The sequence below is a fragment of the Streptomyces sp. NPDC059080 genome, from assembly GCF_042739975.1.
In the GTDB taxonomy this organism is placed as follows: Bacteria; Actinomycetota; Actinomycetes; order Streptomycetales; family Streptomycetaceae; genus Streptomyces; species Streptomyces benahoarensis.
In genome coordinates, this window is the sequence record NZ_JBHYGX010000050.1 from 1 (window position 1) to 25,105 (window position 25,105).

At 71.4% G+C, this 25,105-nt stretch carries 29 protein-coding genes and 1 pseudogene; 10 read left to right on the forward strand and 20 right to left on the reverse strand.

The window, feature by feature from the left end; genetic code table 11:
* Positions 1 to 36: 36 nt before the first annotated feature.
* On the reverse strand, positions 37 to 927 hold the full coding sequence (locus tag ACFWWQ_RS26525) for a menaquinone biosynthetic enzyme MqnA/MqnD family protein (protein WP_384601003.1): 891 nt from the start codon (positions 925 to 927) through the stop codon (positions 37 to 39).
* A gap of 270 nt (positions 928 to 1,197) precedes the next feature.
* Here ACFWWQ_RS26525 and ACFWWQ_RS26530 point away from each other — a divergent pair, with 270 nt between their 5' ends.
* On the forward strand, positions 1,198 to 1,401 hold the full coding sequence (locus ACFWWQ_RS26530) for a cold-shock protein (RefSeq protein WP_168103550.1): 204 nt from the start codon (positions 1,198 to 1,200) through the stop codon (positions 1,399 to 1,401).
* A 566-nt stretch (positions 1,402 to 1,967) separates the two neighbouring features.
* On the opposite strand, the gene ACFWWQ_RS26535 is transcribed toward ACFWWQ_RS26530, so the two are convergent.
* A complete protein-coding gene (locus tag ACFWWQ_RS26535; protein WP_384601006.1) occupies positions 1,968 to 2,195 on the reverse strand; it encodes a superinfection immunity protein in 228 nt (75 codons plus the stop codon).
* A 398-nt stretch (positions 2,196 to 2,593) separates the two neighbouring features.
* Between ACFWWQ_RS26535 and ACFWWQ_RS26540 the strand changes: the two genes are divergently transcribed.
* The gene (locus ACFWWQ_RS26540) at positions 2,594 to 3,358 is read left to right on the forward strand and encodes a GNAT family N-acetyltransferase (protein WP_384601108.1); all 765 of its coding nucleotides are present in this window, start codon (positions 2,594 to 2,596) and stop codon (positions 3,356 to 3,358) included.
* 248 nt (positions 3,359 to 3,606) lie between these two features.
* Here ACFWWQ_RS26540 and ACFWWQ_RS26545 read toward each other — a convergent pair whose 3' ends face one another.
* The gene (locus ACFWWQ_RS26545; RefSeq protein WP_384601009.1) at positions 3,607 to 4,101 is read right to left on the reverse strand and encodes a MarR family winged helix-turn-helix transcriptional regulator; all 495 of its coding nucleotides are present in this window, start codon (positions 4,099 to 4,101) and stop codon (positions 3,607 to 3,609) included.
* Positions 4,102 to 4,168: 67 nt separating this feature from the next.
* Between ACFWWQ_RS26545 and ACFWWQ_RS26550 the strand changes: the two genes are divergently transcribed.
* A complete protein-coding gene (locus ACFWWQ_RS26550; RefSeq protein ID WP_384601012.1) occupies positions 4,169 to 5,302 on the forward strand; it encodes a hypothetical protein in 1,134 nt (377 codons plus the stop codon).
* Between the two features lie 139 nt (positions 5,303 to 5,441).
* Here the strand turns inward: ACFWWQ_RS26550 and ACFWWQ_RS26555 are convergent, their stop codons facing one another.
* Positions 5,442 to 6,002 (reverse strand): CchlQ, encoded by a 561-nt coding sequence (locus tag ACFWWQ_RS26555; protein WP_384601015.1) that lies wholly within the window; start codon positions 6,000 to 6,002, stop codon positions 5,442 to 5,444.
* A 103-nt stretch (positions 6,003 to 6,105) separates the two neighbouring features.
* Positions 6,106 to 6,297: a hypothetical protein gene (locus ACFWWQ_RS26560; protein WP_384601018.1), complete on the reverse strand. Its 192-nt coding sequence runs from the start codon at positions 6,295 to 6,297 to the stop codon at positions 6,106 to 6,108.
* Between the two features lie 41 nt (positions 6,298 to 6,338).
* Here ACFWWQ_RS26560 and ACFWWQ_RS26565 point away from each other — a divergent pair, with 41 nt between their 5' ends.
* Positions 6,339 to 6,710: an ATP-binding protein gene (locus ACFWWQ_RS26565; RefSeq protein ID WP_384601021.1), complete on the forward strand. Its 372-nt coding sequence runs from the start codon at positions 6,339 to 6,341 to the stop codon at positions 6,708 to 6,710.
* 376 nt (positions 6,711 to 7,086) lie between these two features.
* On the opposite strand, the pseudogene ACFWWQ_RS26570 reads toward ACFWWQ_RS26565, so the two are convergent.
* Together ACFWWQ_RS26570 and ACFWWQ_RS26575 are read right to left on the reverse strand one after the other, a co-directional pair.
* Positions 7,087 to 7,277, reverse strand: a pseudogene (locus ACFWWQ_RS26570) (hypothetical protein); the annotation flags it as partial.
* Positions 7,278 to 7,566: 289 nt separating this feature from the next.
* Positions 7,567 to 8,274, reverse strand: coding sequence for a TetR/AcrR family transcriptional regulator (locus tag ACFWWQ_RS26575; RefSeq protein ID WP_384601111.1), 708 nt, complete (start codon positions 8,272 to 8,274; stop codon positions 7,567 to 7,569).
* Positions 8,275 to 8,529: 255 nt separating this feature from the next.
* Here ACFWWQ_RS26575 and ACFWWQ_RS26580 point away from each other — a divergent pair, with 255 nt between their 5' ends.
* Positions 8,530 to 9,423, forward strand: coding sequence for an alpha/beta fold hydrolase (locus ACFWWQ_RS26580; RefSeq protein ID WP_384601114.1), 894 nt, complete (start codon positions 8,530 to 8,532; stop codon positions 9,421 to 9,423).
* 96 nt (positions 9,424 to 9,519) lie between these two features.
* Here ACFWWQ_RS26580 and ACFWWQ_RS26585 read toward each other — a convergent pair whose 3' ends face one another.
* The 4 genes from ACFWWQ_RS26585 to ACFWWQ_RS26600 form a co-directional block, all read right to left on the reverse strand.
* On the reverse strand, positions 9,520 to 10,887 hold the full coding sequence (locus ACFWWQ_RS26585) for a dicarboxylate/amino acid:cation symporter (protein ID WP_384601024.1): 1,368 nt from the start codon (positions 10,885 to 10,887) through the stop codon (positions 9,520 to 9,522).
* 394 nt (positions 10,888 to 11,281) lie between these two features.
* Positions 11,282 to 11,572: a DUF4229 domain-containing protein gene (locus ACFWWQ_RS26590; RefSeq protein WP_384601027.1), complete on the reverse strand. Its 291-nt coding sequence runs from the start codon at positions 11,570 to 11,572 to the stop codon at positions 11,282 to 11,284.
* 171 nt (positions 11,573 to 11,743) lie between these two features.
* Positions 11,744 to 12,907, reverse strand: a complete 1,164-nt coding sequence (mqnE, locus tag ACFWWQ_RS26595) for an aminofutalosine synthase MqnE (protein ID WP_384601116.1) — start codon at positions 12,905 to 12,907, stop codon at positions 11,744 to 11,746.
* A gap of 144 nt (positions 12,908 to 13,051) precedes the next feature.
* Complete coding sequence (locus tag ACFWWQ_RS26600) at positions 13,052 to 13,510, reverse strand: Lrp/AsnC family transcriptional regulator (RefSeq protein ID WP_384601030.1); 459 nt, start codon at positions 13,508 to 13,510, stop codon at positions 13,052 to 13,054.
* A gap of 123 nt (positions 13,511 to 13,633) precedes the next feature.
* On the opposite strand from ACFWWQ_RS26600, the gene ACFWWQ_RS26605 reads away from it, so the two are divergent.
* Complete coding sequence (locus ACFWWQ_RS26605; protein ID WP_281180012.1) at positions 13,634 to 13,762, forward strand: hypothetical protein; 129 nt, start codon at positions 13,634 to 13,636, stop codon at positions 13,760 to 13,762.
* A gap of 55 nt (positions 13,763 to 13,817) precedes the next feature.
* On the opposite strand, the gene ACFWWQ_RS26610 is transcribed toward ACFWWQ_RS26605, so the two are convergent.
* Positions 13,818 to 14,555 carry a UbiX family flavin prenyltransferase gene (locus ACFWWQ_RS26610; RefSeq protein ID WP_384601034.1) on the reverse strand — a complete coding sequence of 246 codons (738 nt, stop codon included), beginning with the start codon at positions 14,553 to 14,555 and terminating at the stop codon, positions 13,818 to 13,820.
* A 100-nt stretch (positions 14,556 to 14,655) separates the two neighbouring features.
* On the opposite strand from ACFWWQ_RS26610, the gene ACFWWQ_RS26615 reads away from it, so the two are divergent.
* Positions 14,656 to 15,240 carry a rhomboid family intramembrane serine protease gene (locus tag ACFWWQ_RS26615; RefSeq protein ID WP_384601037.1) on the forward strand — a complete coding sequence of 195 codons (585 nt, stop codon included), beginning with the start codon at positions 14,656 to 14,658 and terminating at the stop codon, positions 15,238 to 15,240.
* A gap of 68 nt (positions 15,241 to 15,308) precedes the next feature.
* On the forward strand, positions 15,309 to 15,908 hold the full coding sequence (locus ACFWWQ_RS26620) for a DUF4870 domain-containing protein (protein ID WP_384601039.1): 600 nt from the start codon (positions 15,309 to 15,311) through the stop codon (positions 15,906 to 15,908).
* Between the two features lie 136 nt (positions 15,909 to 16,044).
* On the opposite strand, the gene mqnP is transcribed toward ACFWWQ_RS26620, so the two are convergent.
* Positions 16,045 to 16,968, reverse strand: coding sequence for a menaquinone biosynthesis prenyltransferase MqnP (gene mqnP, locus ACFWWQ_RS26625; protein ID WP_384601042.1), 924 nt, complete (start codon positions 16,966 to 16,968; stop codon positions 16,045 to 16,047).
* Positions 16,965 to 18,422 (reverse strand): menaquinone biosynthesis decarboxylase, encoded by a 1,458-nt coding sequence (locus ACFWWQ_RS26630; protein WP_384601044.1) that lies wholly within the window; start codon positions 18,420 to 18,422, stop codon positions 16,965 to 16,967. The genes mqnP and ACFWWQ_RS26630 overlap by 4 nt, the downstream gene beginning before the upstream one ends.
* 88 nt (positions 18,423 to 18,510) lie before the next feature.
* Between ACFWWQ_RS26630 and ACFWWQ_RS26635 the strand changes: the two genes are divergently transcribed.
* Together ACFWWQ_RS26635 and ACFWWQ_RS26640 are read left to right on the forward strand one after the other, a co-directional pair.
* Positions 18,511 to 18,939, forward strand: a complete 429-nt coding sequence (locus ACFWWQ_RS26635) for a PLD nuclease N-terminal domain-containing protein (protein ID WP_384601047.1) — start codon at positions 18,511 to 18,513, stop codon at positions 18,937 to 18,939.
* 147 nt (positions 18,940 to 19,086) lie between these two features.
* On the forward strand, positions 19,087 to 19,524 hold the full coding sequence (locus ACFWWQ_RS26640; protein WP_384601119.1) for a nucleoside deaminase: 438 nt from the start codon (positions 19,087 to 19,089) through the stop codon (positions 19,522 to 19,524).
* Between the two features lie 86 nt (positions 19,525 to 19,610).
* Here the strand turns inward: ACFWWQ_RS26640 and ACFWWQ_RS26645 are convergent, their stop codons facing one another.
* The 6 genes from ACFWWQ_RS26645 to ACFWWQ_RS26670 all read right to left on the reverse strand — a co-directional run bounded on the left by ACFWWQ_RS26645 (position 19,611) and on the right by ACFWWQ_RS26670 (position 24,913).
* Positions 19,611 to 20,009: a GNAT family N-acetyltransferase gene (locus ACFWWQ_RS26645; protein ID WP_384601050.1), complete on the reverse strand. Its 399-nt coding sequence runs from the start codon at positions 20,007 to 20,009 to the stop codon at positions 19,611 to 19,613.
* Positions 20,010 to 20,080: 71 nt separating this feature from the next.
* Positions 20,081 to 20,515 (reverse strand): VOC family protein, encoded by a 435-nt coding sequence (locus tag ACFWWQ_RS26650; protein WP_384601052.1) that lies wholly within the window; start codon positions 20,513 to 20,515, stop codon positions 20,081 to 20,083.
* Positions 20,516 to 20,634: 119 nt separating this feature from the next.
* Positions 20,635 to 21,789: a c-type cytochrome biogenesis protein CcsB gene (ccsB, locus tag ACFWWQ_RS26655; RefSeq protein WP_384601055.1), complete on the reverse strand. Its 1,155-nt coding sequence runs from the start codon at positions 21,787 to 21,789 to the stop codon at positions 20,635 to 20,637.
* Positions 21,786 to 23,534, reverse strand: coding sequence for a cytochrome c biogenesis protein ResB (locus ACFWWQ_RS26660; protein WP_384601058.1), 1,749 nt, complete (start codon positions 23,532 to 23,534; stop codon positions 21,786 to 21,788). Before ACFWWQ_RS26660 ends, ccsB begins: the two co-directional genes overlap by 4 nt.
* Before the next feature lie 4 nt (positions 23,535 to 23,538).
* On the reverse strand, positions 23,539 to 24,297 hold the full coding sequence (locus ACFWWQ_RS26665; protein ID WP_384601061.1) for a cytochrome c biogenesis CcdA family protein: 759 nt from the start codon (positions 24,295 to 24,297) through the stop codon (positions 23,539 to 23,541).
* A 4-nt stretch (positions 24,298 to 24,301) separates the two neighbouring features.
* On the reverse strand, positions 24,302 to 24,913 hold the full coding sequence (locus tag ACFWWQ_RS26670; protein ID WP_384601064.1) for a TlpA family protein disulfide reductase: 612 nt from the start codon (positions 24,911 to 24,913) through the stop codon (positions 24,302 to 24,304).
* Between the last annotated feature and the right edge of the window lie 192 nt (positions 24,914 to 25,105).

The following is a 25,105-nucleotide window of genomic DNA, read 5'->3' on the forward strand; positions in this document are numbered from 1 at the left end:
GCGCGGCGATGCGGCGCGCGCCGGTGGCCCCGCCGGTCAGCGCCCGAGGAGGTCCACCGCCACATCGGCGGGGAAGCCGGTGGTCGGGCCGACCCGGCGGGCGAACTCGGTGACACCGCGCAGCTGGTCGGGGCCGAAGCGGAAGTCCAGCGTCGTGAAGTACTTCTCCAGCACCGCCTCGTCGAAGGACTCCCAGCGAGCGGCCTGCTCGGCGACCTTGGTGACCTCCTCCAGCGACACGTCCCGGGACGCGAGGAACGCCTCGTGGACCTTCTCCACGACCTGCGGCTCGCGCGCGAGGTAGTCGCGGCGGGTGGCCCAGACCGCGAAGACGAACGGCAGGCCCGTCCACTCCTTCCACATCTCCCCCAGGTCGTGGACCTGGAGGCCGAGTCGGGGCCCGTCGTGGAGGTTGGCGCGGAGCGCGGCGTCCCCGATCAGGACGGCGGCGTCCGCCTCCTGCATCATCAGGCCCAGGTCCGGCGGGCAGGTGAAGTAGTCCGGCCGGACCCCGATCCGCTCGGCGAGCAGCAGCTGCGCGAGCCGCACCGAGGTCCGCGACGTCGACCCGAGGGCGACCCGGGCACCGTCCAGCTGGTCCAACGGCTTCTGCGAGACGATCACGCAGGACATCACCGGACCGTCGCAGCCGACCGCGAGGTCCGGGAAGGCCACGAGGTCGTCGGCGGCGCGCAGGAACTCCACCAGGGTGACCGGAGCGATGTCGAGCTCCCCCCGGACGAGCTGCTCGCTGAGCTTCTCCGGGGTGTCCTTGGTCAGCTCCAGATCGAGCAGGGTGCCCGTACGGGCGAGGCCCCAATAAAGGGGCAGGCAGTTCAGAAACTGGATGTGGCCCACCCGCGGCCGGCTGCGACGGGCGTCGGCGGCGGCTTCGGCGGGGGCGTCTCCAAAGGTTGAATTGTCCACACGCGGAGGCTAGACCCGTGGGTCGGGAACCGGTACGGCGGGGGCGCATATGGCTCCCCGGGCGCCAGATGGGTGGCACTGACCCCTTCGGGTAAACGTGATCTTTGGCTCTTCCACCGCACGAGCGCACCATGCTACGCTCAGCGCAAGTTGCAGTTTGGTTTCCCTTGCAGTACAGAGCCTGCGGAGCATGTAACCCGCAGGCTTTTGTCGTTTTCAGACTTGTTTCAGGTTCTGGAGCAGGGCAACCCTTTGGCCCAAGGAGGGCTTATGGCTACCGGAACCGTCAAGTGGTTCAACGCTGAAAAGGGCTTCGGCTTCATCGCCCAGGACGGCGGCGGCCCGGATGTCTTCGTCCACTACTCCGCGATCAACGCCTCCGGCTTCCGCTCCCTGGAGGAGAACCAGCCGGTGAACTTCGACGTCACGCAGGGTCCGAAGGGCCCGCAGGCGGAGAACGTCACCCCGGCCTAAGTTGCCCGGGTCGGCCGGTAACGGCCATTGATCGCTGTTCTCAAGAGCAGTACCCAAGGAGCCCCGCTCCGCCTCTTCGGCGGCAGCGGGGCTCCTGCTTTTTTCGGCTTTTCCGCCAGCCGCAACCAGATTTCCGATTCTCCCCGCCGCAGCACCGGCATACGGCACGCAAACTGGTCATGTACCGGACGGAGACGGGAGGGGAAACGGGCGCGGAAACGGATCTGCGGCGCGGGACCGGCGGAGGGCGATTTCCTGACTCCCGAGTCAGCTGACGCGCGCGTCCGCCCGAATTCCCTGAGTTCCCGGGTCCTGTTCCGCGTTCAGCGTTCAGCGGTCCGCGGTCCGCGGTCCGCGGTCCGCGGAATCCTCCGGGAGGTTCCTCCGGCGCGGTTCTTCTGCCGGGCCTTTCTGTCAGGGTTCCGTCAGGGGCCCGTCATGATTCCGTCCGCCCGACGTCACCGGCCGGGCCGGGCGCCCACGGGCGGGCTCGCGGGCCGGGCGCCCTGGGGCGGAGCCGTCACACCCACGCACCCCGGGCTGTAACCGGCGCCCCGCTCACACCGTCACGCCGCCGCCTGCCGCTCGGCGGCCGGCTTCCGCGTCGCCAGGATGAGGGCGATCACCCAGCCCACGAACGTCGCGCCGAACAGCACATTGACGACCAGCACGATCCACCGCTCGTCCGCCTTGCGGTGGAACGCCACATAGGTCGGCAGCAGGAAGACCACCAGCGCCAGCACCGCGAGCACGATCGCCCCCACCGGCCCCAGAACCGAGAAATCCCCGAACACTTTGCACCACACTCCCCGCTCGTCCATCCGATCTTGACGTGGGCACACCGTACCGAGCCCGTATCAACACCCGCTTCCACGAGGCGCGCCCGGCCACCCGCCGCCGCCCCGTCAGCGATCCGCAAGGGCCGGGCCGCCCGCCGTCAAAAGCGCGTCAGGACAGGGCCGTTGCCCGCCGCACCCGGGGATACGTTCGGTACGCCCCGGCGGCCTCCCCGCGTCCGGGGCGGCCGACAACGTCACAGGGCAATACATCCAGGGCGTGTATCGCATGTGCTGGTCGCCAGCGCGACACCGTCGGCGGACGATCCAAAATCACGTGCGGCCTTCGCATGGTCATGCTGGGGTTATTCGCTATGAATGCTCATTTCCTCGATGAAGCCGACGTGATGGACAGGATGGAACGGAACCTGGCGGAGCATGCCTGTCACCTGCATCGGAGCATGACCGGTGCGGCCGTCACAGAGACTGATGACCTCCTGGTCGCCGACAGCGGCCTGGACGACGACACTTTCAATATCGTTGCCGCAGCCCGCTTCGCCGCCGCCACCGCACCGGCACGTATCACCGAGACCGCTCAGACGCTGGCTCGCACTGGCCGCCGTTTCTCCTGGTGGGTGGGGCCTGCCTCGACACCACTGGACCTCACCGCCCGCCTGACGGCCGCCGGTCTGCCGGCGTCCGCACGCGAGACGGCCATGTGGGCCGAGCTGGACGCCACCCTGCCGCTGCCCGCCGCCCAGGGACTGGACATCCAGACGGTGGCCACGCCCGAGCGGCTCGCCGACTACGCCGCGGTTCTCGCTGCGAACTGGGCCCCGCCCGCTGACACCGTCCGCCGCTTCTTCGCCCGGGCCGCCCCACAGGCACTGGCCGCGCACTGCCCGGCCCGTTACCTGGTCGGCTACGTGGAGGGCCGTCCGGTCTGTTCGGCCGAAGTGTTTGCTCACGCGGGGGTTGCCGGGATCTACAACATCTGCACCCTGGCCACCCACCGCCGACGCGGCTACGGCGGTGCCATCACACGCGCGGCACTCCGCACGGCCCGCGACCGAGATCACCGCATCGCGGTCTTGCAGGCGTCAGCCGACGGCGAGCCCGTCTACCACCGCCTGGGGTTCCGCTCCTGTGGCCAATTCACCGAACACACCATCACCCCCTGAACCACCTCAACTCCACTGGCCCTCCGCCCGCCTTCCTGACGGTGCGGGTCACAGCCACTCGTTGCTGGCCGCTACGTGGACAGTGGCCTCGTAGCGGTCCGCGAGCTTGTCGTATCCCGTGGCCACAGCGCGGGCCCACGGCCAATCCGTCAGATCTCCACGCGCCACGGAACCAGATCATCTCGCCTCAAGATCTGCTTCCGATACACGCCCCAGTTCTCCCTGATCCCCCAGTTCTCCCTGATCCCCTAGTTCTCCCTGATCTCGCGCACCCACCCCGTCAGCCCCGCCAGGAATCCGGCGCGTTCCTCGGGCGTGAGGGCGTCGAGGGCGCGCAGGAGGGGTTCGGAGCGGCGGGCGACGAACGCTTCGAGGGCCGGGCGGTAGGCGTCGGCGAGGGCGACCAGGATGCGGCGGCGGTTGGCCGGGTCCTCGGTGCGGGTGACCATTCCGGCACGGTTGAGGGCGCCGACCAGTTCGCTCGCGGTCGGCAGGGACACATGCAGCCGCCGGGCGATGTCGCCGACGGTCAGCGGGCCGCCGGACAGCAGCTGCGGCAGCACCGCACCGTGCCGGGCGGTCAGCCCGTTCGCCTCCATCGCCTCGCGCATCTTCTCCGGCATGAGGTCGCGTACCGCCCCGGCCCGGAAGAACGGTTCCAACAGCGGTATGAGGCCGATGACTTCGAGTTCTGCGGGGGTCGGCACCCGGGGGGCCTTCCCGGGTTCGGGCGTGTGGGGCATACTGCGAGTCTAGATGGTTTGGTTAACCAAACTGTTTGGCAAACCGAACTGAAAGGGGAGAGAGAGCATGCCGTCGACCGGATACCGCGACGCCCTCAACGACGCCCTGGAGCGGATGGACGACCTCGGCTACGAACGCGGGCAGGGCGTCGACCTGGCCAGCCACGGCCCCATGGGCGCCGAGGCGCTGGCCGCGCTCGGCCACGAGGACGACGTCGCCCAGTGGGTCGGCCGCTACCGCCGCGCCCTGGACCACCACGCCCCGCCCGCCGCCCGCTTCCCCCTCGACCCCGCCGACCCGTCGTCCTGGCGCCCCGCCCTCGGCACGTTCGACCGGGCCGGCGACTGGGAAGCCCTCTTCGCCCGGGAACTCGCCGACGCCCCCTGGCGCGACGTCCTCGTCCGCTGGTGGCCGCGGCTGCTCCCCGGCCTGTTCGCGGGCCTGACGCACGGCCTGATCCGCACCGCCCACGCCGTCCGCGGCCTCCACGCGGCCGGCGCCGACGCCACCCCGCTCCAGCTCACCGAACTCTCCCGCGGCCTCGCCTACTGGGCCGCCCGCTACACCGAACTCCCCGGCGCGCCCCGCCTGCACGGCGCCCACACCCTCCCGTCCGCCGTCGCCGCGCTCCCCCGCGACCCCCAGGACGGCGGCCTCACCCCGGGCGTGGTCCGCCGCCGCCTCGATGCCCTCACCGACCACCCCGGCTACCACGAGAGCCTGGGCCGCCTCGCCCCCGAGCACGCGCCCCGCCTGCTCGGCGACATGACACTCCAGTTCACCGACGTCTACCTCGGCCATCCCGAGGTCCCCCCGGTCCCCCTCATCCACGGCGTCACCGCCCCCGCCGCCGTCCGCCTCGTCCTGCCCCACCTCCCGTACGAGCTGTACGAACCGACGCTGGCCCGGCTCTGGCAGGTGCACACCGCGTTCCTGCTGGCGTTCACCATCGACCGGCGCGGCGAAGGCACCGACGCCTGGCGCGACGAGGTCCCCGACCTGCCGCCCCTCGGAGACCAGGCCGCCCGCGCCGCCGACCACGGCGACGAACACGTCATCAAGTTCACCGAAGCCTGCCTGCGCGAGTACGCGCTGCGCCCCGATCCCCGCTACCGGGCCGCGGCGCATGCGGCGCAGCGGCGCATACCCCGGCTCGATGCCGGGGGCGCGGTCGGCGCCATGGCCCGCCGCGCCGTCTGAGGCGAAGGTCCGGCGGGGCGCCCCGCCGGGGCCGGGGCCCGGGAAGAACCGCGGGACCGCCCTCACCTCCCCTTACGACAGAGGGGTAGGGCACTCCGGCGGGGCTCCGGGCTCCGGCGGGGCTCCGGACCGCGCCCGCTCACTCCCCCGCCGCAGCCGCGGCCGCGGCCGCCCCTCCGCACGTCGGGCACCGGTCCGTACCGTCCCAGCGGCCCCAGCCGAAATCGGCGGGCGCGAGGGGCTGACCCTCCAACTCTTCGCGTACGGCGACGCGGTAGGCCCACACCGTGCCGATGTAGGGGTGGTGGGCGTCGTGGAAGGCGGCCGAGTCCGTTCCGGCGCCGTCCGCCACCGCGCGTTGCAGCGCCCGCAGCCGCTCGAACATCGCCTGCCCGGCACTGGCCACCCCGGTGGTCGCGTCGAGGAACAGCCGCTCCCGCGCCTCGTAGATCCCCGCCTCGCTCAGCGCCGCACGGCTGGCCGCGCCCGGATCGGCCTCGGCCCCGGGGTCCTTGGCGATCGCCCGCAACCGCGCATGGCACGCCTCCGCCGCCGTGATGAACTCCAGATACCCGACCCGCCGCCGCTCCCCGGTCCCCCGATCGGCCTCGTACCGATGCCGCAGCCGGTCGGCGAGCACGGTCCCCGCCATCGCCAGCGCCCCACCACTGACCGCCCCTGCGAGCGTCCCCCAGTCCATGCCGCCCCCATAAAAAATGATCAGAACGTCGGGGCGAATCTACTCAGGGCCGGAAGGGTGGGGAATCCCCGACCCGGTCCCGCACCGACGCGAACCACGGCGCTTACGAGGCGCGTTGCCCACCCAGCCGGTCCGCCGCCTCGGCCGGTTCACGCCATGTGCCCCGCACCTGTCCGGCCGGTTTCGTCAGCCAGAGCGCCACCTCGATCGGCGGCACCTCCCCGGTCCGCCATTCCACCGCCGCCCGCCGGTACCGCTCGACCACGTCCGGCGGGCAGGTCGCGACCGGCTCCATCGGGGGCGGCGGCCGCCGGAAACCCTCCCGGCCGCGGTGCGGTGAGGACCACGCTGTTGCTGAAGCTGCTGGCCGTGCCGGGGGCGGTCCGCACCGTACGGCGGGAGCTGCGGCGCCACCTGGGGGACGAGTGCGGGGACGCGCAGCTGTGCGCCAGTGAGCTGCTGAGCAACGTGATCCTGCACGTCGGGGCGGGTGCGCCGGTGACGGTGCAGGTCACCGGCGGGGGCGACGGGCGGACGTGGCTGGCGGTGACCGATCCGGAGCCGTCGGCGCTGCCTGTGCGGCGGACCGCGTGCCGGGACGAGGAGCGCGGGCGCGGGCTGGCGCTGCTGGAGGCGGTGGCGCTGCGCTGGGGGGTGCGGCGGGGCGCCGGGAGCAAGACGGTGTGGTGTGAGCTGCTGCGGGAGTGAGAAAGCCCTGGCGGCTCGGGCATGTGGGGGATGTCCCGTAGGGGATGGGTGGGCCCCCGGTTTTGCCTCTACCCGGTGGGGGGCGGGGTACGGCGGGAGGGTCCCCGGGTTTTCCCTGATCTCCGGTCCCCGGTCCGTTGGCCCGGACTGAGACGAAGGCCGCGGCCTCGGGCTCCGCCCCCTACGGGAAACCCCGTGCCACCTCCCCCACAGAGGTGACACGGGGTTCCAGTCTGACGCGCCGCGCGGAATGGCTCCATAGGGGGTAGCGGGTTTCTTACGTCGGGGTCAGGTCGCGTGAGTCACTCCGGGTGGCACGCGCGGGCCGCCCGATCGGCGCGTACGGGGCGCACCCGGGCCACACGGGCCGTGCAGATCACCCCGCGCCCGTCCCCCTCTCGTACAGCCCCTCTGTCCACCCCGCGAATTCACGTTTCACGACCGCCCGGCGAAGCTTCCGGGACGGCGTCAGGTGACCGGCACGTTCCGTGAGCTCCACGGGGAGGCCGCGAAGCGGCGGATGGATTCGGGACGGGAGACGAGGCGGTTGGCGGCGTCGACGGCACGGGGAGCGGGGTGCGGCGGGGGCGGCGTGCGCAGCGCAGGAGCAGCGGGGGAGCAGCGGGGGAGCAGCGGGGGGAACGGTCAACTCCCTTCTGTGCAACTGTTGTTGGAGGCCCCGTCGTCGGCACGGGGCAACGTCCCGCCGACCCTTCACCTCGACCGACCAGTAACCTTACTTCGCGGTAAATCTACGCGAGGGCGATGCGCCGGCCGATGCCTCTACGCGAGGGCGATGCGCCGGCCAATGCCTGGCGACCGGCTTTGTGGGGCGGATCCGCGGCAAGGACGCCCTTCAACGCGCCGCCTGCGTACGAGAGTCGAGCTGGTGCCGCCCCGGCGCCTCCGCGACGCCCGGCCCCCACCGCTCCCCCGCCATCAACCGCCCCATCCCCGTCCAGGCGAAGTTCATCAACGTGGCGGCCGTCCGCTCCGCCGCCTCCCGGGGATCCACCGGGGCGCCCTCGTCCGAACTCCCGTCCTTCTGGCGGACGTTGGCCCACTCGGCGAGTGATTCCGCCGCGCCGACCAGGGCATGGGCGAACCCCGCCACCTCGCGGGCGGCCAGTTCGGCGGCGCAGTCCGACTCCCGGGCCGCGGCGCCGATCAGGCCGGTCACGAAGTCGACCAGCTCGGCCCGCATCGCGGTCACCTCGTGCGCGAACGGCGCGCCCTGCGTCCGCGCCTGCTGGTGCAGCACCGCCCAGCTGTCGGGGTGCGCCGCGGTGTACGCGAAGAAGCCGGTCAGGCCGCTCCACAGCTGCCGGTCGGCGGGCGCGTGCGGCTCCACCGCCGCCGTCACCGCTGTGACCAGCGCCGCCGCCTCCCGCCGGATGACGGCGCCGAACAGCTCCTCCTTGGAGTGCAGATAGAGGTAGACGAGCGGTTTGGAGACCCCGGCGAGCTCCGCGATGCCGTCCATCGAGGCGGCGCGGTAGCCGTGCCGGGCGAAGGTGATCACCGCCGCATCCAACATCTGCTGCTCACGGACCGCACGCGGCATCCGCTTGCTCTTCACCGCACCCACGCCGAACGCCTTTCCGTCCCACCCCTCGACCCACCGAAGTTTACGATCTTCCGCACGCCCATTCCCTTGACGTTGCCTCCCCTTAACGAGACGATACGTCTCGTTGCGACGCGAGACGGTGCGTCTCGCTATGCGTCAGGGCCTCATCGACCCACCGCGCGCACCCCGTCCCCGAACCGCCTCCGGAGGTCCCCCATGCAGCAGCCCACGCAGCAGTCCACGCAGCAGCCCATGCAGCAGTACGTCGAAGCCGCCCCCGGCATCCGCCTGTGGACCGAGCAGCGCGGTCCGGCCGACGCGCCGCCGCTGCTGCTGGTCATGGGCGCGCAGGCGTCCGGCCTCGGCTGGCCCGAGCCGTTCGTCGACGCGCTCGCCGAACACCACCGCGTGATCCGCTACGACCACCGCGACACCGGCCGCTCCACCTGGGCGTTCGACACCGACCCCTATCCGGTCACCGCCCTCGCCGAGGACATCGTCGCCGTCCTCGACGGACTGGGCATCGCGCGCGCCCACCTCGTCGGGCTCTCCCTCGGCGGGATGCTGAGCCAACTCGTCCTCGCCGACCACCCCGACCGGGTCAGCTCCGCCACCCTGCTGGGCACCAACGCGCTCAGCACCCGCCCGTACACCGCGCCGGACGGCACCGAGGTGCCCGTCGAGGAGCTGCCGGGCATCGCGCCGGAGGTCCTGGAGTTCTGGGCGCAGCCGATCGAGGACCTGGGCGAGGAGGCCGAACTGGACCGGCGTACCGAGCACTGGCGGCTGCTCGCCGGCAGGCAGCTGCCCTTCGACCCGGCGTGGTTCCGGGACCTGGAGCGGCGGATCATCGCGCACACCGGGACGTACACGCCGCCGAGCGCGCACTCCCGCGCCGACGACGCCGGCATGCTGCGCACCGAGGAGCTGGCCGCCAACCGCGTCCCGGTGCAGGTCATCGTGGCCCCCGCCGAGCCGGTCTTCCCGCCGCCGCATCCGCAGCACCTCGCGCAGTGCCTGAACGCCGTCCGCGTCACGGAGATCCCGGGGCTGGGGCATGCGCTGCCGCCGGCCGTCCAGGGCCCGCTCGCGACGGCGATCCTGGCGCACACGGGGGCTACGGGGTCTACGGGGTCTACGGGGTGAGCGTGCCCGTATGGCGCCGGCGCCCCCGGAACCGCATGGGTTCCGGGGGCGCCGGTGGCGCGCGCGGGCCGGGGGACGGACGGCCGCGCGGGCGGGTCAGCTAGCGGCTGCCGCGGCGGGCACCGGGGCGCCCTGCTCGACGGCGACGACCTCGCCCTCCGCGTCCGCCTCCAGGCGGCTGCCGTGGGCCGTCGCGTACGCCTCGCGGTCGAGGATCTTCTCCTTGGCGGCGACGAGGATCGGGATCACCGCCTGGCCCGCGACGTTGGTGGCGGTGCGCATCATGTCGAGGATCGGGTCGATCGCCATCAGCAGGCCGACGCCCTCCAGGGGCAGGCCCAGGGTGGACAGCGTCAGGGTCAGCATGACCGTCGCGCCGGTCAGACCGGCGGTGGCCGCCGAGCCGATGACGGAGACGAAGGCGATCAGGATGTAGTCGCCGACGCCCAGCGGCACATCGAAGATCTGGGCGATGAAGATCGCGGCGATGGCCGGGTAGATCGAGGCGCAGCCGTCCATCTTGGTCGTCGAGCCGAACGGCACCGCGAAGGACGCGTACTCCTTGGGCACGCCGAGGCGCTCGGTGACCTTCTGGGTGACCGGCATGGTGCCGACCGAGGAGCGGGAGACGAAGGCCAGCTGGATCGCGGGCCAGGCGCCCTTGAAGAACTGGACCGGGCTGACCTTGGCGACCGTCGACAACAGCAGCGGGTAGACGCCGAAGAGGACGAGGGCGCAGCCGACGTAGATGTCGACGGTGAACGTCGCGTACTTGCCGATGAGGTTCCAGCCGTACGTCGCGATGGCGTGGCCGATGAGGCCGACGGTGCCGATCGGGGCGAGGCGGATGACCCACCACAGGGCCTTCTGCAGCAGCTCCAGGGCGGAGCGGCTGATCTTGAGGACCGGTTCGGCCTTCTCGCCGAGCTGGAGGGCGGCGATACCGGCGACGGCGGCCATGAAGACGATCTGCATGACGTTCAGCTCGGTGAACGGCGTGATGACGTCGGTGGGGATGATGCCGGTCAGGAAGTCGATCCAGGAACCGGCGTGCTCGGGCGCCTGCCCGTCCTTCGGCGTCAGGCCGGTGCCCGCGCCGGGGCTGGTCAGCAGGCCGATCGCGAGGCCGATGGCGACGGCGATCAGCGAGGTTGCCATGAACCACAGCAGGGTGCGGGTGGCGAGCCGGGCGGCGTTGTTGACCTGCCGCAGGTTGGTGATCGACACCAGGATCGCGAAGAAGACCAGCGGGGCGACGGCGAGCTTCAGCAGCTGCACGAAGAGGTCGCCGATGTGCTCCAGCGTGGACGTCAGCCAGGCGACGTCACCGCTCTTGGCGACCCAGCCGAGCAGGACGCCGAGGACCAGACCGGCCAGGATCTGGACCCAGAACGGGATCTTCGGTATGCGGGACGTGGGCGCCGCGGGCGCGGAGGTCTCGGAGGACGTGGACAACGGACACACTCCTGGGACAGGTCAGGCGTCGGTGAAAGTGAAGTGAAGGTGGGGGGCGTCAGGCCGCCCGGAGGTCCGTACGCGGATCTCCGGCCGCTCGGAGGTCAGCGGCGGCAACAGGCCGCGGAGACACGGCGGCAAAGATCGACGTGCAGACGCGCCACGAGCGGGATGCCCGGGGGGAACACGTGCGCGACTGCTGTCTTCATGCCGGTTACGTTAACACTCAAGCTTTGGGGAACCCAAAGAAAATCTTTGGTCTCGCCGCCCACGGCACCGCACACAAAAGCCGAACGCCCCACCACGGAAGGGAAATTCCGAGGCGGGGCGTCCGGGACGGTGCGGCGGCGGTGTGAGGTGTCCGACACCCACGGCGGGCGGGCCGGGGTACGGCCCGGTGGCTTCAGAGAAGACCGTCCTCCTGGCGGCGGTTGGCGTCCAACCGCTCGCGCTGCCGGTCGACCCTGTCGACGATCTGCACGGACATCTGGTCCCGCTGCTTGCGCAGCAGCACCAGGCTGAGCGGCGCGGAGACCACGATGGCGACCAGCAGCAGCCAGATCATGTTGGAACCCTTGACCGCGAGCGGGATGACGCCGACGTACGCGAGCCCCCACGCCACCGCGAAGCAGGCGAGGAAGAGGCCGAGGCGGAGCGCGGTGTAGCGGAGTGTGGCGTACTTGGGGCTGCTCACGGTGCGGAACCTTCTTCTCAACGGCAACCAAAGGGTCGCCAACCAGTCAAGCACAGCGCCAGGGGCGATCTTCCGTGGCCCCGGCGGCCGTTGCCGCACCCCGGGGCAGACGTCTCTGACCACCGACAACGCCCCCCGGCCGGAGCCGGAGGGCGTTGTCGGTGAACGGCGTCAGACGCGCATCGCCTGCGGCGACTCGCGGCGCTCCGGGTCCGGGCCCGGGTACTCGCGGATCGCCTCGTAGCGGGTGTTGCGCTCGACGGGACGGAAACCGGCGTCGCGGATCAGGTCGAGCAGGTCCTCACGGGTCAGCTTGTTGGGCGTGCCGTAGTTGTCCGCGTCGTGGGTGATCTTGTACTCGACGACCGAGCCGTCCATGTCGTCCGCGCCGTGCTGGAGCGCCAGCTGCGTGGTCTGGAGGCCGTGCATCACCCAGAAGCACTTGACGTGCGGGACGTTGTCGAAGAGCAGCCGGGAGACGGCGAAGGTCTTCAGCGCCTCGGCGCCGGTGGCCATCGTCGTGCGCGCCTGGAGCTTGTTGCGGACCTTGCCGTCCTGCATGTCGACGAAGTCGTGCTGGTAGCGCAGCGGGATGAAGACCTGGAAGCCGCCGGTCTCATCCTGGAGTTCCCGCAGGCGCAGCACGTGGTCGACGCGGTGGCGCGGCTCCTCGATGTGGCCGTAGAGCATCGTGCACGGAGTCTTGAGACCCTTCTCGTGCGCGAGGCGGTGGATGCGCGACCAGTCCTCCCAGTGGGTGGCGTGGTCGACGATGTGCTGCCGGACCTCCCAGTCGAAGATCTCCGCGCCGCCGCCGGTCAGCGACTCCAGGCCCGCCTCGATCAGCTCGTCGAGGATCTCGGAGGCGGAGAGGCCGGAGATGGTCTCGAAGTGGTGGATCTCGGTGGCGGTGAACGCCTTCAGCGAGACGTTCGGCAGCGCCTTCTTCAACTCGCTGAGGGAGCGCGGGTAGTAGCGCCACGGCAGGTTCGGGTGCAGGCCGTTGACGATGTGCAGCTCGGTGAGGCTGTCGTTCTCCATCGCCTTGGCGAGGCGGACGGCCTCCTCGATGCGCATGGTGTACGCGTCCTTCTCGCCCGGCTTGCGCTGGAACGAGCAGTAGGCGCACGACGCGGTGCACACGTTGGTCATGTTGAGGTGGCGGTTGACGTTGAAGTGGACGACGTCGCCGTTCTTACGGGTGCGCACCTCGTGGGCGAGACCGCCCAGCCATGCCAGATCGTCGGACTCGTAGAGGGCGATGCCGTCCTCGCGGGTCAGCCGCTCACCGGCGTGGACCTTCGCCTCCAGCTCGCGCTTGAGGCCCGCATCCATCGACGCAGCCATCCGGTCGCCTCCAGTCTCTGCCGTGTCCGTGTCTGTCCCGTTCCGGCCCTGCGAACGAGCCGGACCGAGCCTACTCCCCCGCGCGCGGGGAGGGCGGAGGCCCCTGACGGCCCGCCGCCCCCGCCGTATCTGCTACGCGGTCTCCTCGGGCAGCTCGCCGACGCGGTTCTCCCACTTGGTGGAGAGCACGATCGTGGTCCGCGTCCGGGAGACACCCTTGGTGCCGGAGAGCCGGCTGATCGTCGTCTCCAGGCCGTCGACGTCGCCGACGCGCACCTTGAGCATGTAGGAGTCGTCCCCGGCGATGAACCAGCAGTCCTCGATCTCCTCCAGGTCGCGCAGCCGCTGGGCGACGTCCTCGTGGTCGGCGGCGTCCGAGAGGGAGATGCCGACCAGCGCGGTGACGCCGAGCCCGAGGGATTTGGCGTCGATCGTCGCGCGGTAGCCGGTGATGACTCCGGCCGCCTCCAGGCGGTTGATGCGGTCCGTGACGCTGGGCCCGGAGAGGCCGACGAGCCGGCCCAGCTCCGCGTACGAGGCCCGCCCGTTTTCGCGAAGTGCCTGGATGAGCTGCCTATCCACCGCGTCCATGCCCTCAAGCCTTCCAATCTTTATGAATTTTCGAGTCCTGCATGTAGAATCTAAGGCATACAGGGCCCGATGCCCTGCGATTCTCTCAAATGATCAAGGACGATCTTCACAGGAGTTGCCACCGTGTACTCGATCGAGATGGCCTACGCCCGCATGCGCGAGCTGCAGGACCGGGCCAATCGTTCCCGTGCTCACCAGCCCGCCGCCCCGCGGGCCCGGCGCCGTACGCTGCGCGCCGCCAAGAAGCGCTGATCCGCGCACCGCGGGCCCCGCGCCACGAGCCGGGCGGACCCCCGCGGACCTCTTCCTAACGGACACCGGGGCCCTCCTCACGGGAGGCCCGCCCCAGTTCCCCCTCCCAACGCCGGTACAGGCCGTGCGGCACCCCTGCCGCGTCGAGCGCCCGGCCGGCGACGAAGTCCACCAGATCCTGGATGTGCGTCGCCCCCGCGTAGAACGCCGGAGAGGCGGGCAGCACCACGGCGCCCGCCTCGTCCAGCGCCACCAGCTGCTTCAGCGTCGGTCCGCTCAGCGGGGTCTCCCGCACCGCGACCACCAGCGGCCGCCGCTCCTTGAGCGTCACGCTCGCCGTCCGCTGGAGCAGATCCTTCGAGAGCCCGAGCGCCACCCCGGCGACGCACGCCGTGCTCGCCGGGACGATCAGCATCCCCTTCGCCGGATACGAACCCGACGACGGGCCCGCCGCCAGATCCCCCGCCGGCCAGTACCGCACCCGCGCCAGCTCCTCCTCGGTCACCGAGAACGTCTCCGGCCCGCCGTCGGCGCCGCGCGCCAGCCATTGCCGCAGGTCCGCCTGCCAGTGGGCGTCGCGGAAGGCGATACCGGTCTCGTCCAGCAGCGTCAGCCGGGACGCCCGGCTCACCACCAGATCCACCGCCTCACCCGCGGCGAGCAATGCGCGTAGCACCGAGGCGGCGAACGGTGTGCCGGAGGCGCCGGAGACCCCGACGACCCATGGGCGGCGCGGGCCGGGAGCCGGCTGCGGGGCGCCGGGTGAACTGGTGTCGCTGGGCGTGAACTCCACGACATCGACCCTATCCGGCGGAACCACCGGCCCCGTCACGGCCGTTCTCCCCGGTGGACCCCGCCGTCCGGGCGGGGCCGCGCACCGAGGAGGCCGGACGATGAGCCGTGCGAGGCCCGCGCTCTTCCTGATGCTGGGCTGGATCGCCCTCCTGTGGGCGCTGGAGGTCGTCGACACGGTCAGCGGGCACGCCCTCGACACCTTCGGCATCCGGCCACGGGAGCTGTCCGAGCTGGCCGACATCGTCCCCGCCGCCTTCCTCCACTTCGGCTTCGGCCACCTCGCCGCCAACACCCTGCCGCTCTTCGTCCTCGGCTTCCTCGCCGCGCTGCGCACCGGCGTCCGCCGCTTCGTCGCCGCGGTCGCGCTCATCACCGTCGTCAGCGGGCTCGGCGTCTGGCTGACGGCCGCCCCGTACAGCAACACCGCGGGCGCCTCCGGCGTCGTCTTCGGCATCCTCGGCTTCCTCCTCGTCCGCGGCTTCACCGACCGGTCGCTGCCCGACGTCCTCATCGGCGTGGGCGTCCTGGTGGTGTACGGCTCGCTGCTGTGGGGCGTGCTGCCCGTGGCGAGCGAGGTCAGCTGGCAGGGCCATCTCTTCGGTCTGGTCGGCGGGGTGCTCGCCGCGTTCCTGCTCAGCGGCCGGCGGCGCACCGCCGGTCCCGCTGTCGGACCCGTCCCGTAATCTCTCGGTAGAGGCAGAGCGCCGGGCGGGCCGCCCGTCCGGCACGCAGTTCGACGGGGTGAGCAGAGATGTCCGACCAGCAACCCGGTTACGGCTACGACCCGCAGGGCCCGCCGCCGCAGCAGCCGTACGGCGCCCAGGGATGGCAGTCCGCCCCGCCCGGCGGCTACGGCTACCCGCCCGCCGGTCCGTACCCGACCCCGGGATACGCCCCGCAGCCCCCGTCAGCGCCGTCCCACTCCACCGCGATGTGGGCGCATCTGAGCGCGCTGCTGACGGTCTCCGCCGGGTCGGTGATCTGCTGCGGGATCGGCGCGTTCCTCGGCTGGATCGGCCCGATGTCGATACGCAACGACTCCCGCGGCAAGAACGACCCGTATCTGCGCCACCACACCACCGAGGCGCTGAATTTCGGTATCACCCAGGCGGTCATGGCGGTCATCGGCACCGTGCTCTACTTCGGCACGATGCTCGTCTACGGCCTGGCGGCGGACGAGACGCAGCTCGCGTCCGCCGGGCTCGCGATCCCGATGCTGACGGTCGTCGCGATGATGGCCGCCTACGGCCTCACCGGCATCATCTGCGCGATCCTCGCCACGGTGAAGGCCAAGAGCGGCGAGTGGTGGACCTACCCCCGCCTGATCGCCTGGCCGATGCTCAAGCCGTGAGCCGGGGGCCGTCGCGCCCCTCCGGTGACGGACGGACGGCGGGCCACCGCGGACCAGCAGGTACGGGTACGGCCCGGGGCCAGAAGCCCCGGGCCGTACCCGTACCCGTACCCGTACCCGTGTCGGTCCCGGTCCGTCACACCGTCAGGCCGCGCACCAGCAGGTCGGCCAGGGCACAGACGAAGAGCGCGATACCGATGAAGCCGTTGACGCTGAAGAACGCGCGGTTCAGGCGCGACAGATCGTGCGGCCGGACGATCGTGTGCTCGTAGAGGAAGGCCCCGACGACGATCACCAGGCCGATCCAGAAGAACACCCCGGCGCCGGTGGCCAGCGCGTACCAGACCAGCAGCGCGGTGGTGACGGCGTGACAGGCGCGGGCGCCGTGCAGCGCCGCCGGGATGCCGAAGCGGGCGGGGACGGACTTCACGCCGTGCGCCCGGTCGGCCTGGACGTCCTGGCAGGCGAAGATCAGGTCGAAGCCGCCGATCCAGACGCCGACCGCGAGGCCCAGGATCACCGCGTCCCACGACCAGCTCCCGCTGATCGCCAGCCACGCGCCGACCGGCCCTATCGCCTGCGCCAGCCCGAGGATCGCGTGCGGGAAGTTCGTGAACCGCTTGCCGTACGGATAGACCACCATCGGCACCACCGCGACCGGCGCCAGCGCCAGGCACAGCGGGTTGAGCAGCGCCGCCGCGCCGAGGAAGACGACGACGGCGACCAGCGCGCCGGTCCACGCCGAACGGACCGACACCGCGCCGGTCACCAGCTCGCGGCCCGCGGTGCGCGGGTTCCGGGCGTCGATCTCGCGGTCGATGATGCGGTTGGCGGCCATCGCGAACGTCCGCAGACCGACCATCGCCACCGTCACCAGCAGCAGCCGGCCCCAGTGGATGGTCCGGTCCCACTCGTACATCGCGGTCAGCGCCGCGATGTAGGCGAAGGGCAGCGCGAAGACCGAGTGCTCGATCATCACCAGGCGCAGGAACGCCGAAACACCCCCACGCCGGCGGGGACCGCTCGCGCTGCCCTCCGCAACCACCGTCTCGCCGCTCACAGGCCGTACTCCTTCCACCGACGGTCGACCAGCGCCGCCGTCCGGGGGTCCGACTCGACCATGTCCGGCCAGCCGCCGTCGCGGGTGTAGCCCTCCTCGGGCCACTTCTTCGTGGCGTCGATACCCGCCTTGCCGCCCCAGAACTGCTGGTACGAGGCGTGGTCGAGGTGGTCGACGGGGCCTTCGACGACGGTCAGGTCGCGGGCGTAGTCGGTGTTGCCGAGGGCTCGCCAGGAGACCTCGTGGAGGTTGTGCACATCGCAGTCGGCGTCGACGACGACGATCAGCTTGGTCAGCGACATCATGTGGGCGCCCCAGATGGCGTGCATGACCTTCTGCGCGTGCTTGGGGTACTTCTTGTCGATCGAGACGATCGCGCAGTTGTGGAAGCCGCCGGACTCGGGGAGGTGGTAGTCCACGATGTCCGGGACGATGATCTTCAGCAGCGGGAGGAAGAAGCGTTCCGTCGCGCGGCCCAGCGGCCCGTCCTCCGTCGGCGGGCGGCCCACCACGATCGACTGGAGCAGCGGCCGCTTCCGCATCGTCACGCAGTCGATCTTCAGCGCCGGGAACGGCTCCTGCGGCGTGTAGAAACCGGTGTGGTCGCCGAAGGGGCCCTCCGGCAGCATCTCGCCGGGCTCCAGCCAGCCCTCGATGACGACCTCCGCCTGCGCCGGGACCTGGAGCGGAACGGTCTTGCAGTCGACCATCTCGATCCGCTTGCCCTGGAGGAACCCGGCGAAGAGGTACTCGTCGATGTCGCCGGGCAGCGGCGCGGTCGACGCGTACGTGACGGCCGGGGGGCAGCCGAAGGCGATGGCGACCGGCAGCTTCTCGCCGCGGCGGGCGGCGACCTGGTAGTGGTTCCGGCTGTCCTTGTGGATCTGCCAGTGCATCCCGATGGTGCGCTTGTCGTGACGCTGGAGGCGGTAGAGCCCGAGATTACGGATGCCCGTCTCGGGGTCCTTGGTGTGCGTCAGACCCAGGTTGAAGAAGGAGCCGCCGTCCTTCGGCCAGGTGAAGAGCGCGGGAAGCGCGTCCAGATCGACGTCGTCGCCACGGAGCACGACCTCCTGGACCGGCGCGTCGTCACCCTTGATCTTCTTCGGCGGGACGTGCGTCATCCCGGCGAGCTTGCCGAACGCCTCGCGCATCCCGACGAAACCCTGCGGCAGCTCGGGCCGCAGCAGACCGCCGATCTTGTCGCTGATGTCGCCGTACGACTTCAGGCCGAGGGCCTTCAGCAGGCGGCGGTCGGTGCCGTAGACGTTCATGGCCAGCGGCATCGCCGCGCCCTTGACGTTCTCGAAGAGAAGCGCGGGACCGCCCGCCTTCTGCACCCGGTCAACGATCTCGCCGACCTCCAAGTGGGGGTCGACCTCGGCCTTGATGCGCGTGAGGTCGCCCTCACGGTCGAGCGCGCGCAGAAACGAGCGAAGATCGTCATAAGCCATACGTCCCAGTATCGGGTACGCACTACCCTGGACAGGTCACCGGGCCCCGCAGCGGGCCCGCCGCCGCGTCCGGGGGGTCCCTTCCGCAATGCTCAGGTATCTGCCGTTCATCCTGGTCCTGGCCCTGTGGATCTACGCGTTCATCGACTGTGTGAACACCCCCGAGTCGCAGATCCGCGGCCTGCCCAAGGTCATCTGGGTGCTCATCATCCTGCTCTTCGGCGAGGTGCTGGTCGGGCCGGTCGCCTGGCTCATCGCGGGCAAGGTCCGCGAGCCCGCGGGCGGCGCGCCGCGCGGGCGGGCCACCTGGGTGGCGCCCGACGACAACCCCGCATTCCTCAACTCCCTCAAGGACGAGAACAAAAAGGACGGGAACAAGAAGGACGGGAACGCGCGGGACGAGGCGCTGCTCAAGGACTGGGAGGCCGATCTGCGCCGCCGCGAGGAGGAGCTGCGCCGCCGCGACGACGGCACTCCGAACGGCCCCGGCCAGACCCCGCCGCCGTCGAAGGACTGACAGTCTGGCGGCATGGACCACCCATCGGAGCCCGGCCGCCGGGAGTGGGCGCGCGACCGCGACGCGCTGATGCGCGACGGCACGGACGACCACCCCGCCCCCGAACTGCCGGGCGACCCGCGCCATCTCCAGGAACAGGCCCGGACGATGCTGGCGACCGCGCTGGCGGAGGCGCGCGCCGGGCGCGACGAGGGCGGCGTCCCGATCGGCGCGGCGCTCTACGGTCCCGACGGCACGCTCTGGGGACGCGGCCGCAACCTCCGCGTCCAGGACGGCGATCCGTCCGCCCACGCCGAGACCGCAGCGTTCCGCGCGGCCGGCCGCCGCCCCGGCTACCGCGGCACCACGATGGTCACCACCCTCTCGCCCTGCTGGTACTGCAGCGGTCTGGTGCGGCAGTTCGGCATCTCCCGGCTCGTCGTCGGCGAGGCCCGCACCTTCCACGGCGGCCACGACTGGCTGGCCCGCCACGGCGTCCGCATCGTGCTCCTGGACGACCCGGAGTGCGTGGCACTGATGCGGGAGTTCACGCAGGCGCGGCCGGAGCTGTGGCGGGAGGACATCGGGGGCGCCGGGGCGGAGTGAGCGGGGCCGGAGCGGTCGCCGTGCGACGAGGGCCGCCCGGCGGTCCGGCCCCCCGGCGGCCGGCACGGCGCTCTGGGCGGGCGCGTTCAGCGCAGTGCCAGGAGTCCCGCGTCCGTCGGCCGGAAGCCGCAGGCGTCGCGGTAGAAGGGGCGCAGATGCTCCTCGAAGTCGACGTGGAGCCAGTCGCAGTGCGCCGCGCGGGCGCCTCGGGCGGCGGCGGCCACCAGCACGGTGCCGACGCCGGCCGCACGCACGTCCCGGGCGACCATCGTGTCGAGGAGGAAGGCGTGGACGCCGCCGTCCCAGGCGACGTTGACGAACCCGACCAGCCGGCCGCCCTGATGCGCGCAGACCCAGCCGAGGCTGTGGCGGTGCAGCCGCGTGTGCCAGTCGGTGTTTGTGCGGCCGTGGCCGAACGCCTCCGCGTGCAGGGCGTCGACGGCCGTGTTGTCGAGGTCGCCACGCCACTCGTAGGTGATCGTCATGGGCGCAGCGTAGGCAGCGGCGGAGGTGGGCCGGGCCCGTTCCCGGGTCCCCGCCGCGCCTCGTCTGCGGGTCAGGCCCCGCCGAAGTCCGGCAACGTCACCGACCCGTCCGCCGCGAGCGGGAAACCAGGATTGTGCGCGACCTCCCAGGCATGCCCGTCCGGGTCGGTGAAGACGCCGGAGTAGAAGCCGATCGGGTTGACGGCCGCGGGCTTGGTGACGGTGGCTCCGGCCCGTTCCGCCGCCGCCAGCAGGGCGTCGACCTCGGCGTCGGAGCGGACGTTGTGGGCGAGGGCGATGCCGCCGAAGCCGCCCGGCGTCCCGGGTGCCAGCCCGGCGTCCGCCGCCAGCTTCTCGCGGCCCCACAGGACCACTCCGAGGCCGCCGGCCTGGAAGAAGACGGTCTCCTCGACCTCCTGGCCGCGCCAGCCCAGGGCCTCGTAGAAGCCCCTGGCACGGGCGAGATCGGTGACTCCGAGAGTGATCAGGGTGATGCGCTGTTCCATGCGCGCACCGTATCCCGCACGCCTCGTCCGCGCGCCCGTTTCCGCCCCGCCGGGCCCCGCGGAAAAACGCCGGAGGCGGCCCCGTGACGGGACCGCCTCCGCTGATGCGTACGGGTGCGTCAGACCCCGGCGTACGAATGCAGGCCGGTGACGAAGATGTTCACGCCGTAGTAGTTGAAGAGGTAGCAGGCGAAGGCGATCAGGCCCAGCCAGGCGGCCTTGCGGCCCTTCCACCCGGCGGTGGCGCGGGCGTGCAGGTAGCAGGCGTACGCGACCCAGGTGATGAAGGACCAGACCTCCTTGGGGTCCCAGCCCCAGTAGCGGCCCCAGGCGGCCTCGGCCCAGATGGCGCCCGCGATGATGGTGAACGTCCACAGCGGGAAGACCGTGGCGTTGACGCGGTAGGCGAACTTGTCGAGCGAGGCGGCGGCGGGCAGCCGGGAGAGCACGTCGTTGCCGGCGACCCGCACCCGCACCCGGAACGTCGGCTCCTGCTGGTCCTTGCCCGCCCGGCGCAGCGTGTCCAGCCGCTCGTGCAGGGCGGCGACCCGGCCGTCGCCGAGCCGGTCCTCGTAGCGGTCGCGGAAGAGGAAGAGGAGCGTGGCGACGGCGCCCATGTAGAGGACGGCGCCGGAGATGATGGCGCAGCTGACGTGGATCCACAGCCAGTACGAGTGGAGCGCCGGGACCAGCTGGTCGCTGGCGGTGTACAGGACGGAGACCGCAAGGCCGAGGTCGAGCAGGACGGTGGTGACCAGCGGCAGCCCGATCCAGCGGACGTTCTTCTTCAGCACCAGCAGGATCAGGTACACGGCGACCGCGACGGCGGCGAACGTGGTGGAGAACTCGTACATGTTGCCCCAGGGGGCACGCTGCACGGACAGGGCGCGGGTGACGACGCCGCCGAGGTGCAGCACCCAGGCCAGCACCGTCAGGGAGATGGCGATCCGGCCGTAGAGGTCGCCCTTCTCGGTGCCGCCGGCCGCGCCGGGGCCGTCGGGGACGTCCCGGCCGCCGGGCGCGGTGCGGGTGACGACCGCGGGCCGGTCCAGCACGGTGGCGCCGCCCTTGGCCGCCGACCGGACGGTGACGGCGGCGGGCTTGACCGCCTCGGTGGTCAGCGCGGCGGCCGTGCGGCCGACCTTGCTGCGGCTGCCGAACACCCACTCGGCCAGGTGCGCGAGGAAGGCCAGGGTGTAGACGGCCATCGCACCGTAGACCAGCAGATTGCTGTTGTGCGCCAGTGTCTCGTTGGCTGCGGCCGCGATGTTCACGCGCGCGCTCCTTCGGAGGGGTCAGCGGGGTCGGCGGAGTCGGTGGGCTGCGCCGGGTCTTCGGGGCCTGCGGGGGCTTCCTCGTCCGGCGCGACCGGCGCGTCCGGGGTCAGTGCGGCGGCCAGGTCGCCGAGTTCCTCCGGCAGCCGGGCCGATTCGCTGCGGCCCAGACCGGCGATCTCGACGACGGTGATGCCGTCCGGGCCCGGCTCGGCGCGGACCCACACCCGGCGGCGCTGGATGAACAGCGAGGCCGCCAGACCCAGCAGCGCCGCCACCGCGCCGGTCAGCGCGAGACCGTTGCCCGGCTGGTGGGTGACCTTGAAGCTGGCCCAGGTCTTGACGCCGGTGAAGGTGATGGAGCCGTCGCCGTTCGGCAGCTTCATCGTCTCGCCCGGCAGCATCATCTGCGCGAGCTTGCGGTCCTTGACCTTGTACTGCTTGAGGTGCTTCTGGTCGAGCTGGTAGACGCTCTGCGAGAGCCCCGAGCCCAGCCCGAGGTCACCGTGGTACGCGGTGAGCGTCAACACCGGGTAGTCGAGCGCCGGGAACGTCGAGAACATCGAGCCGGAGCCCTTGCCGCCGAAGGTCGGCACGAAGAAGCCCTGGAAGCCCAGCTGATTGCGCTTGCCGTCCTTGGTCTGCGCACTGGGCACCTTCACCACACCGGTGGAGGTGAAGTTCTTCGGGTCCTGCGTCAGGAACGGCACCGCGCCGTCGTAGACGACCTTGCCGCGGCCGTCCTTGACCTTGACCTGCGGCGCGTAGCCGTGGCTGAGGAGGTAGACCCGCGACCCGGCGATGTCCAGCGGCTCGTTGACCTCGATCTTGGTGCGGTGCTCGGTGCCGTCGGCGCCGGTGTAGTACGTGACGTTGGCGCGGAAGGTGCGCGGCGTGCCGCGCTCCGGGCCGGTGCGCTCGTACGTCGCGTCGAAGCTGTCGAGGGTGAAGCCGAACGGCTCCATCGCGTCCGTGTCGAAGAACGGGCCGGACGTGAAGTCGTCGTACTGCGTGAGGTTGTTGGCGAAGCCGTCGCCCTCGGTGACGAGCTTGCCGCCCTCGGACTTCCACAGGTTGCCGACGGCGAACGCCACCAGCATCACGATCAGCGCGACATGGAAGACGAGGTTGCCCAGCTCCCGCAGGTACCCCTTCTCGGACGCCACCGCCGTACCGGCCCGGTGGGCGCGGAACCGCCGCTTCTTCAGCAGCCGCTGCGCCGCCGCGAGCACCGCCTCCGGCTCCGCCTCCGTACGCCAGGTCGCGTACGCGGGCAGCCGGGTCAGGCGGCGCGGCGCGCCCGGCGGACGGCCGCGGAGCTGGCCGACGAACTGCCAGGTGCGGGGCACGATGCAGCCGATGAGGGAGATGAAGAGCAGCAGGTAGATCGCGGAGAACCACACCGAGCTGTAGACGTGGAACATCCCGAGCGTGTCGTAGATGCCCGCGAGCGAGGGGTGGTCGGCCTTGAAGGAGTCGACCTTGACGGGGTCGATGCTGGTCTGCGGGATCAGCGAACCGGGGATGGCGCCTATCGACAGCAGGAACAGCAGCAGCAGCGCCACCCGCATCGAGGTGAGCTGGCGCCAGAACCACCGCACCCAGCCGACCGGGCCGAGCGAGGGGAAGCTGATCTCCTCCTTGGGGGCGGTGGAGAGCTGCGATCCGGCCGCGCCGAGATCGGAGTCGCCGTCGCGCGGGGCGCCGGACTCCGCGTCGCGAGAGGTGTCGGTCGTGGTGGACATCGGTTCAGATCCCAACGGTGGAGCTTTGCGTCCAGCTCTGCAGCCCGGACATCATTCCGTCCCAGACGCCGGTGACCAGGAGAATGCCGAGCGCGACCATCATGCCGCCGCCGATCCGCATCACCCATACGTAGTGCCGCTTGACCCAGCCGAACGCGCCGAGCATCCGGCGGAACGCCAGCGCCACGGCGATGAACGGCAGGCCCAGGCCCAGGCAGTAGGCGACGGTGAGCAGCGCGCCACGGGAGGCGCTCGCCTGGTTGAGCGCGAGGGTGTTGACGGCGGTGAGGGTGGGGCCCAGGCACGGCGTCCAGCCGACGCCGAAGAGCGCGCCGAGCAGCGGCGCACCGGCCAGGCCCATCGCGGGCTTCTTGTGGAAGCGCACCTCGCGCTGCCCGAACCGCTTGAGGACGCCGGCGAAGGCCAGCCCGAGCAGGATCATCAGGGCGCCGAGGACCCGGGAGATGATCTCCTTGTTCTCCTGGAGCCGCTGCCCGAAGAAGCCGAAGAGGGCGCCGCCGGAGACGAAGACGACGGTGAAGCCGAGGACGAAGAGCAGCGCCCCGGCGAACATCCGGCCGCGCTTGGCCTCCGCAAGGTCGGTGCCGGTGACGCCGGTGACGTACGACATGTAGCCCGGTACGAGCGGCAGCACGCAGGGGGAGAAGAAGGAGACCAGGCCGCCGAGGAGGGCGACGGGCACCGCCGCCAGCAGGGCGCCGGTCATGACGGTGTCGTTGTACGCGGCGGCGAGCGTGATCACAGGATCACTTCTCGGCGATCAGCGGCTTGAGCATCGCGCGGAGGTCGTACTCGGCGAGCGGGCCGAGGGAGCGCGCGGCGATCTTCCCGTGCCGGTCGATGGCGATGGTGGACGGGATCGACTGCGGGTTGAGGCTGCCCTTGGGGAAGCGGAGCATCAGCTTGCCGGTCGGGTCGAACAGGCTCGGGTACGGCATCTTGTGCTGGTCCTCGAAGCTGGTCGCCTGGGTCTTGTTGTCGCGGGTGTTGATCCCGACGAACTGGACGCCCTGGTCCTCGGTGTCCTTGGCGACCTTGGCGAAGTTCGGCGCCTCCGCGATGCACGGGCCGCACCACGAGCCCCAGACGTTGAGGACGACGACCTTGCCCTTGTAGTCGGAGAGATCGAGCTGCTTGCCGGTGGTGGTCTCACCCGAGATGTCCGGCACCTTCTGCCGGTCGGCCGCGTCGACCCTGGCGATGCCGTTCTTGCCCTGGACGAACCGGGTCTGCGAGGAGCCACCCGAGGTGCCCTCACCACAGGCGCTCAGCGTCAGCGACGCGAGCGCCGTCCCCGCGGCGAGCAGGGTGAGGCGACGGCAGCCGGTGAGGCGGCGGGGGACGCGGCAGGCACTCATGTGAAAAGTTTCGCATGGGCGGATTCCGGATCTTTGGCGCCCCCCTCACCGAACGGATCCCGCCACGAAAGGGCATGTCACGGCCGTGGGGGGGGGGGCGGGGGCCGGCCGGCCCCCCCCCCCCCGGCCCGCCCCCCCCCCGGGGGGGGGGCCCCCCCGGGCGGGGGGGGCCCCCCCCCCGGGCCGGGGGCG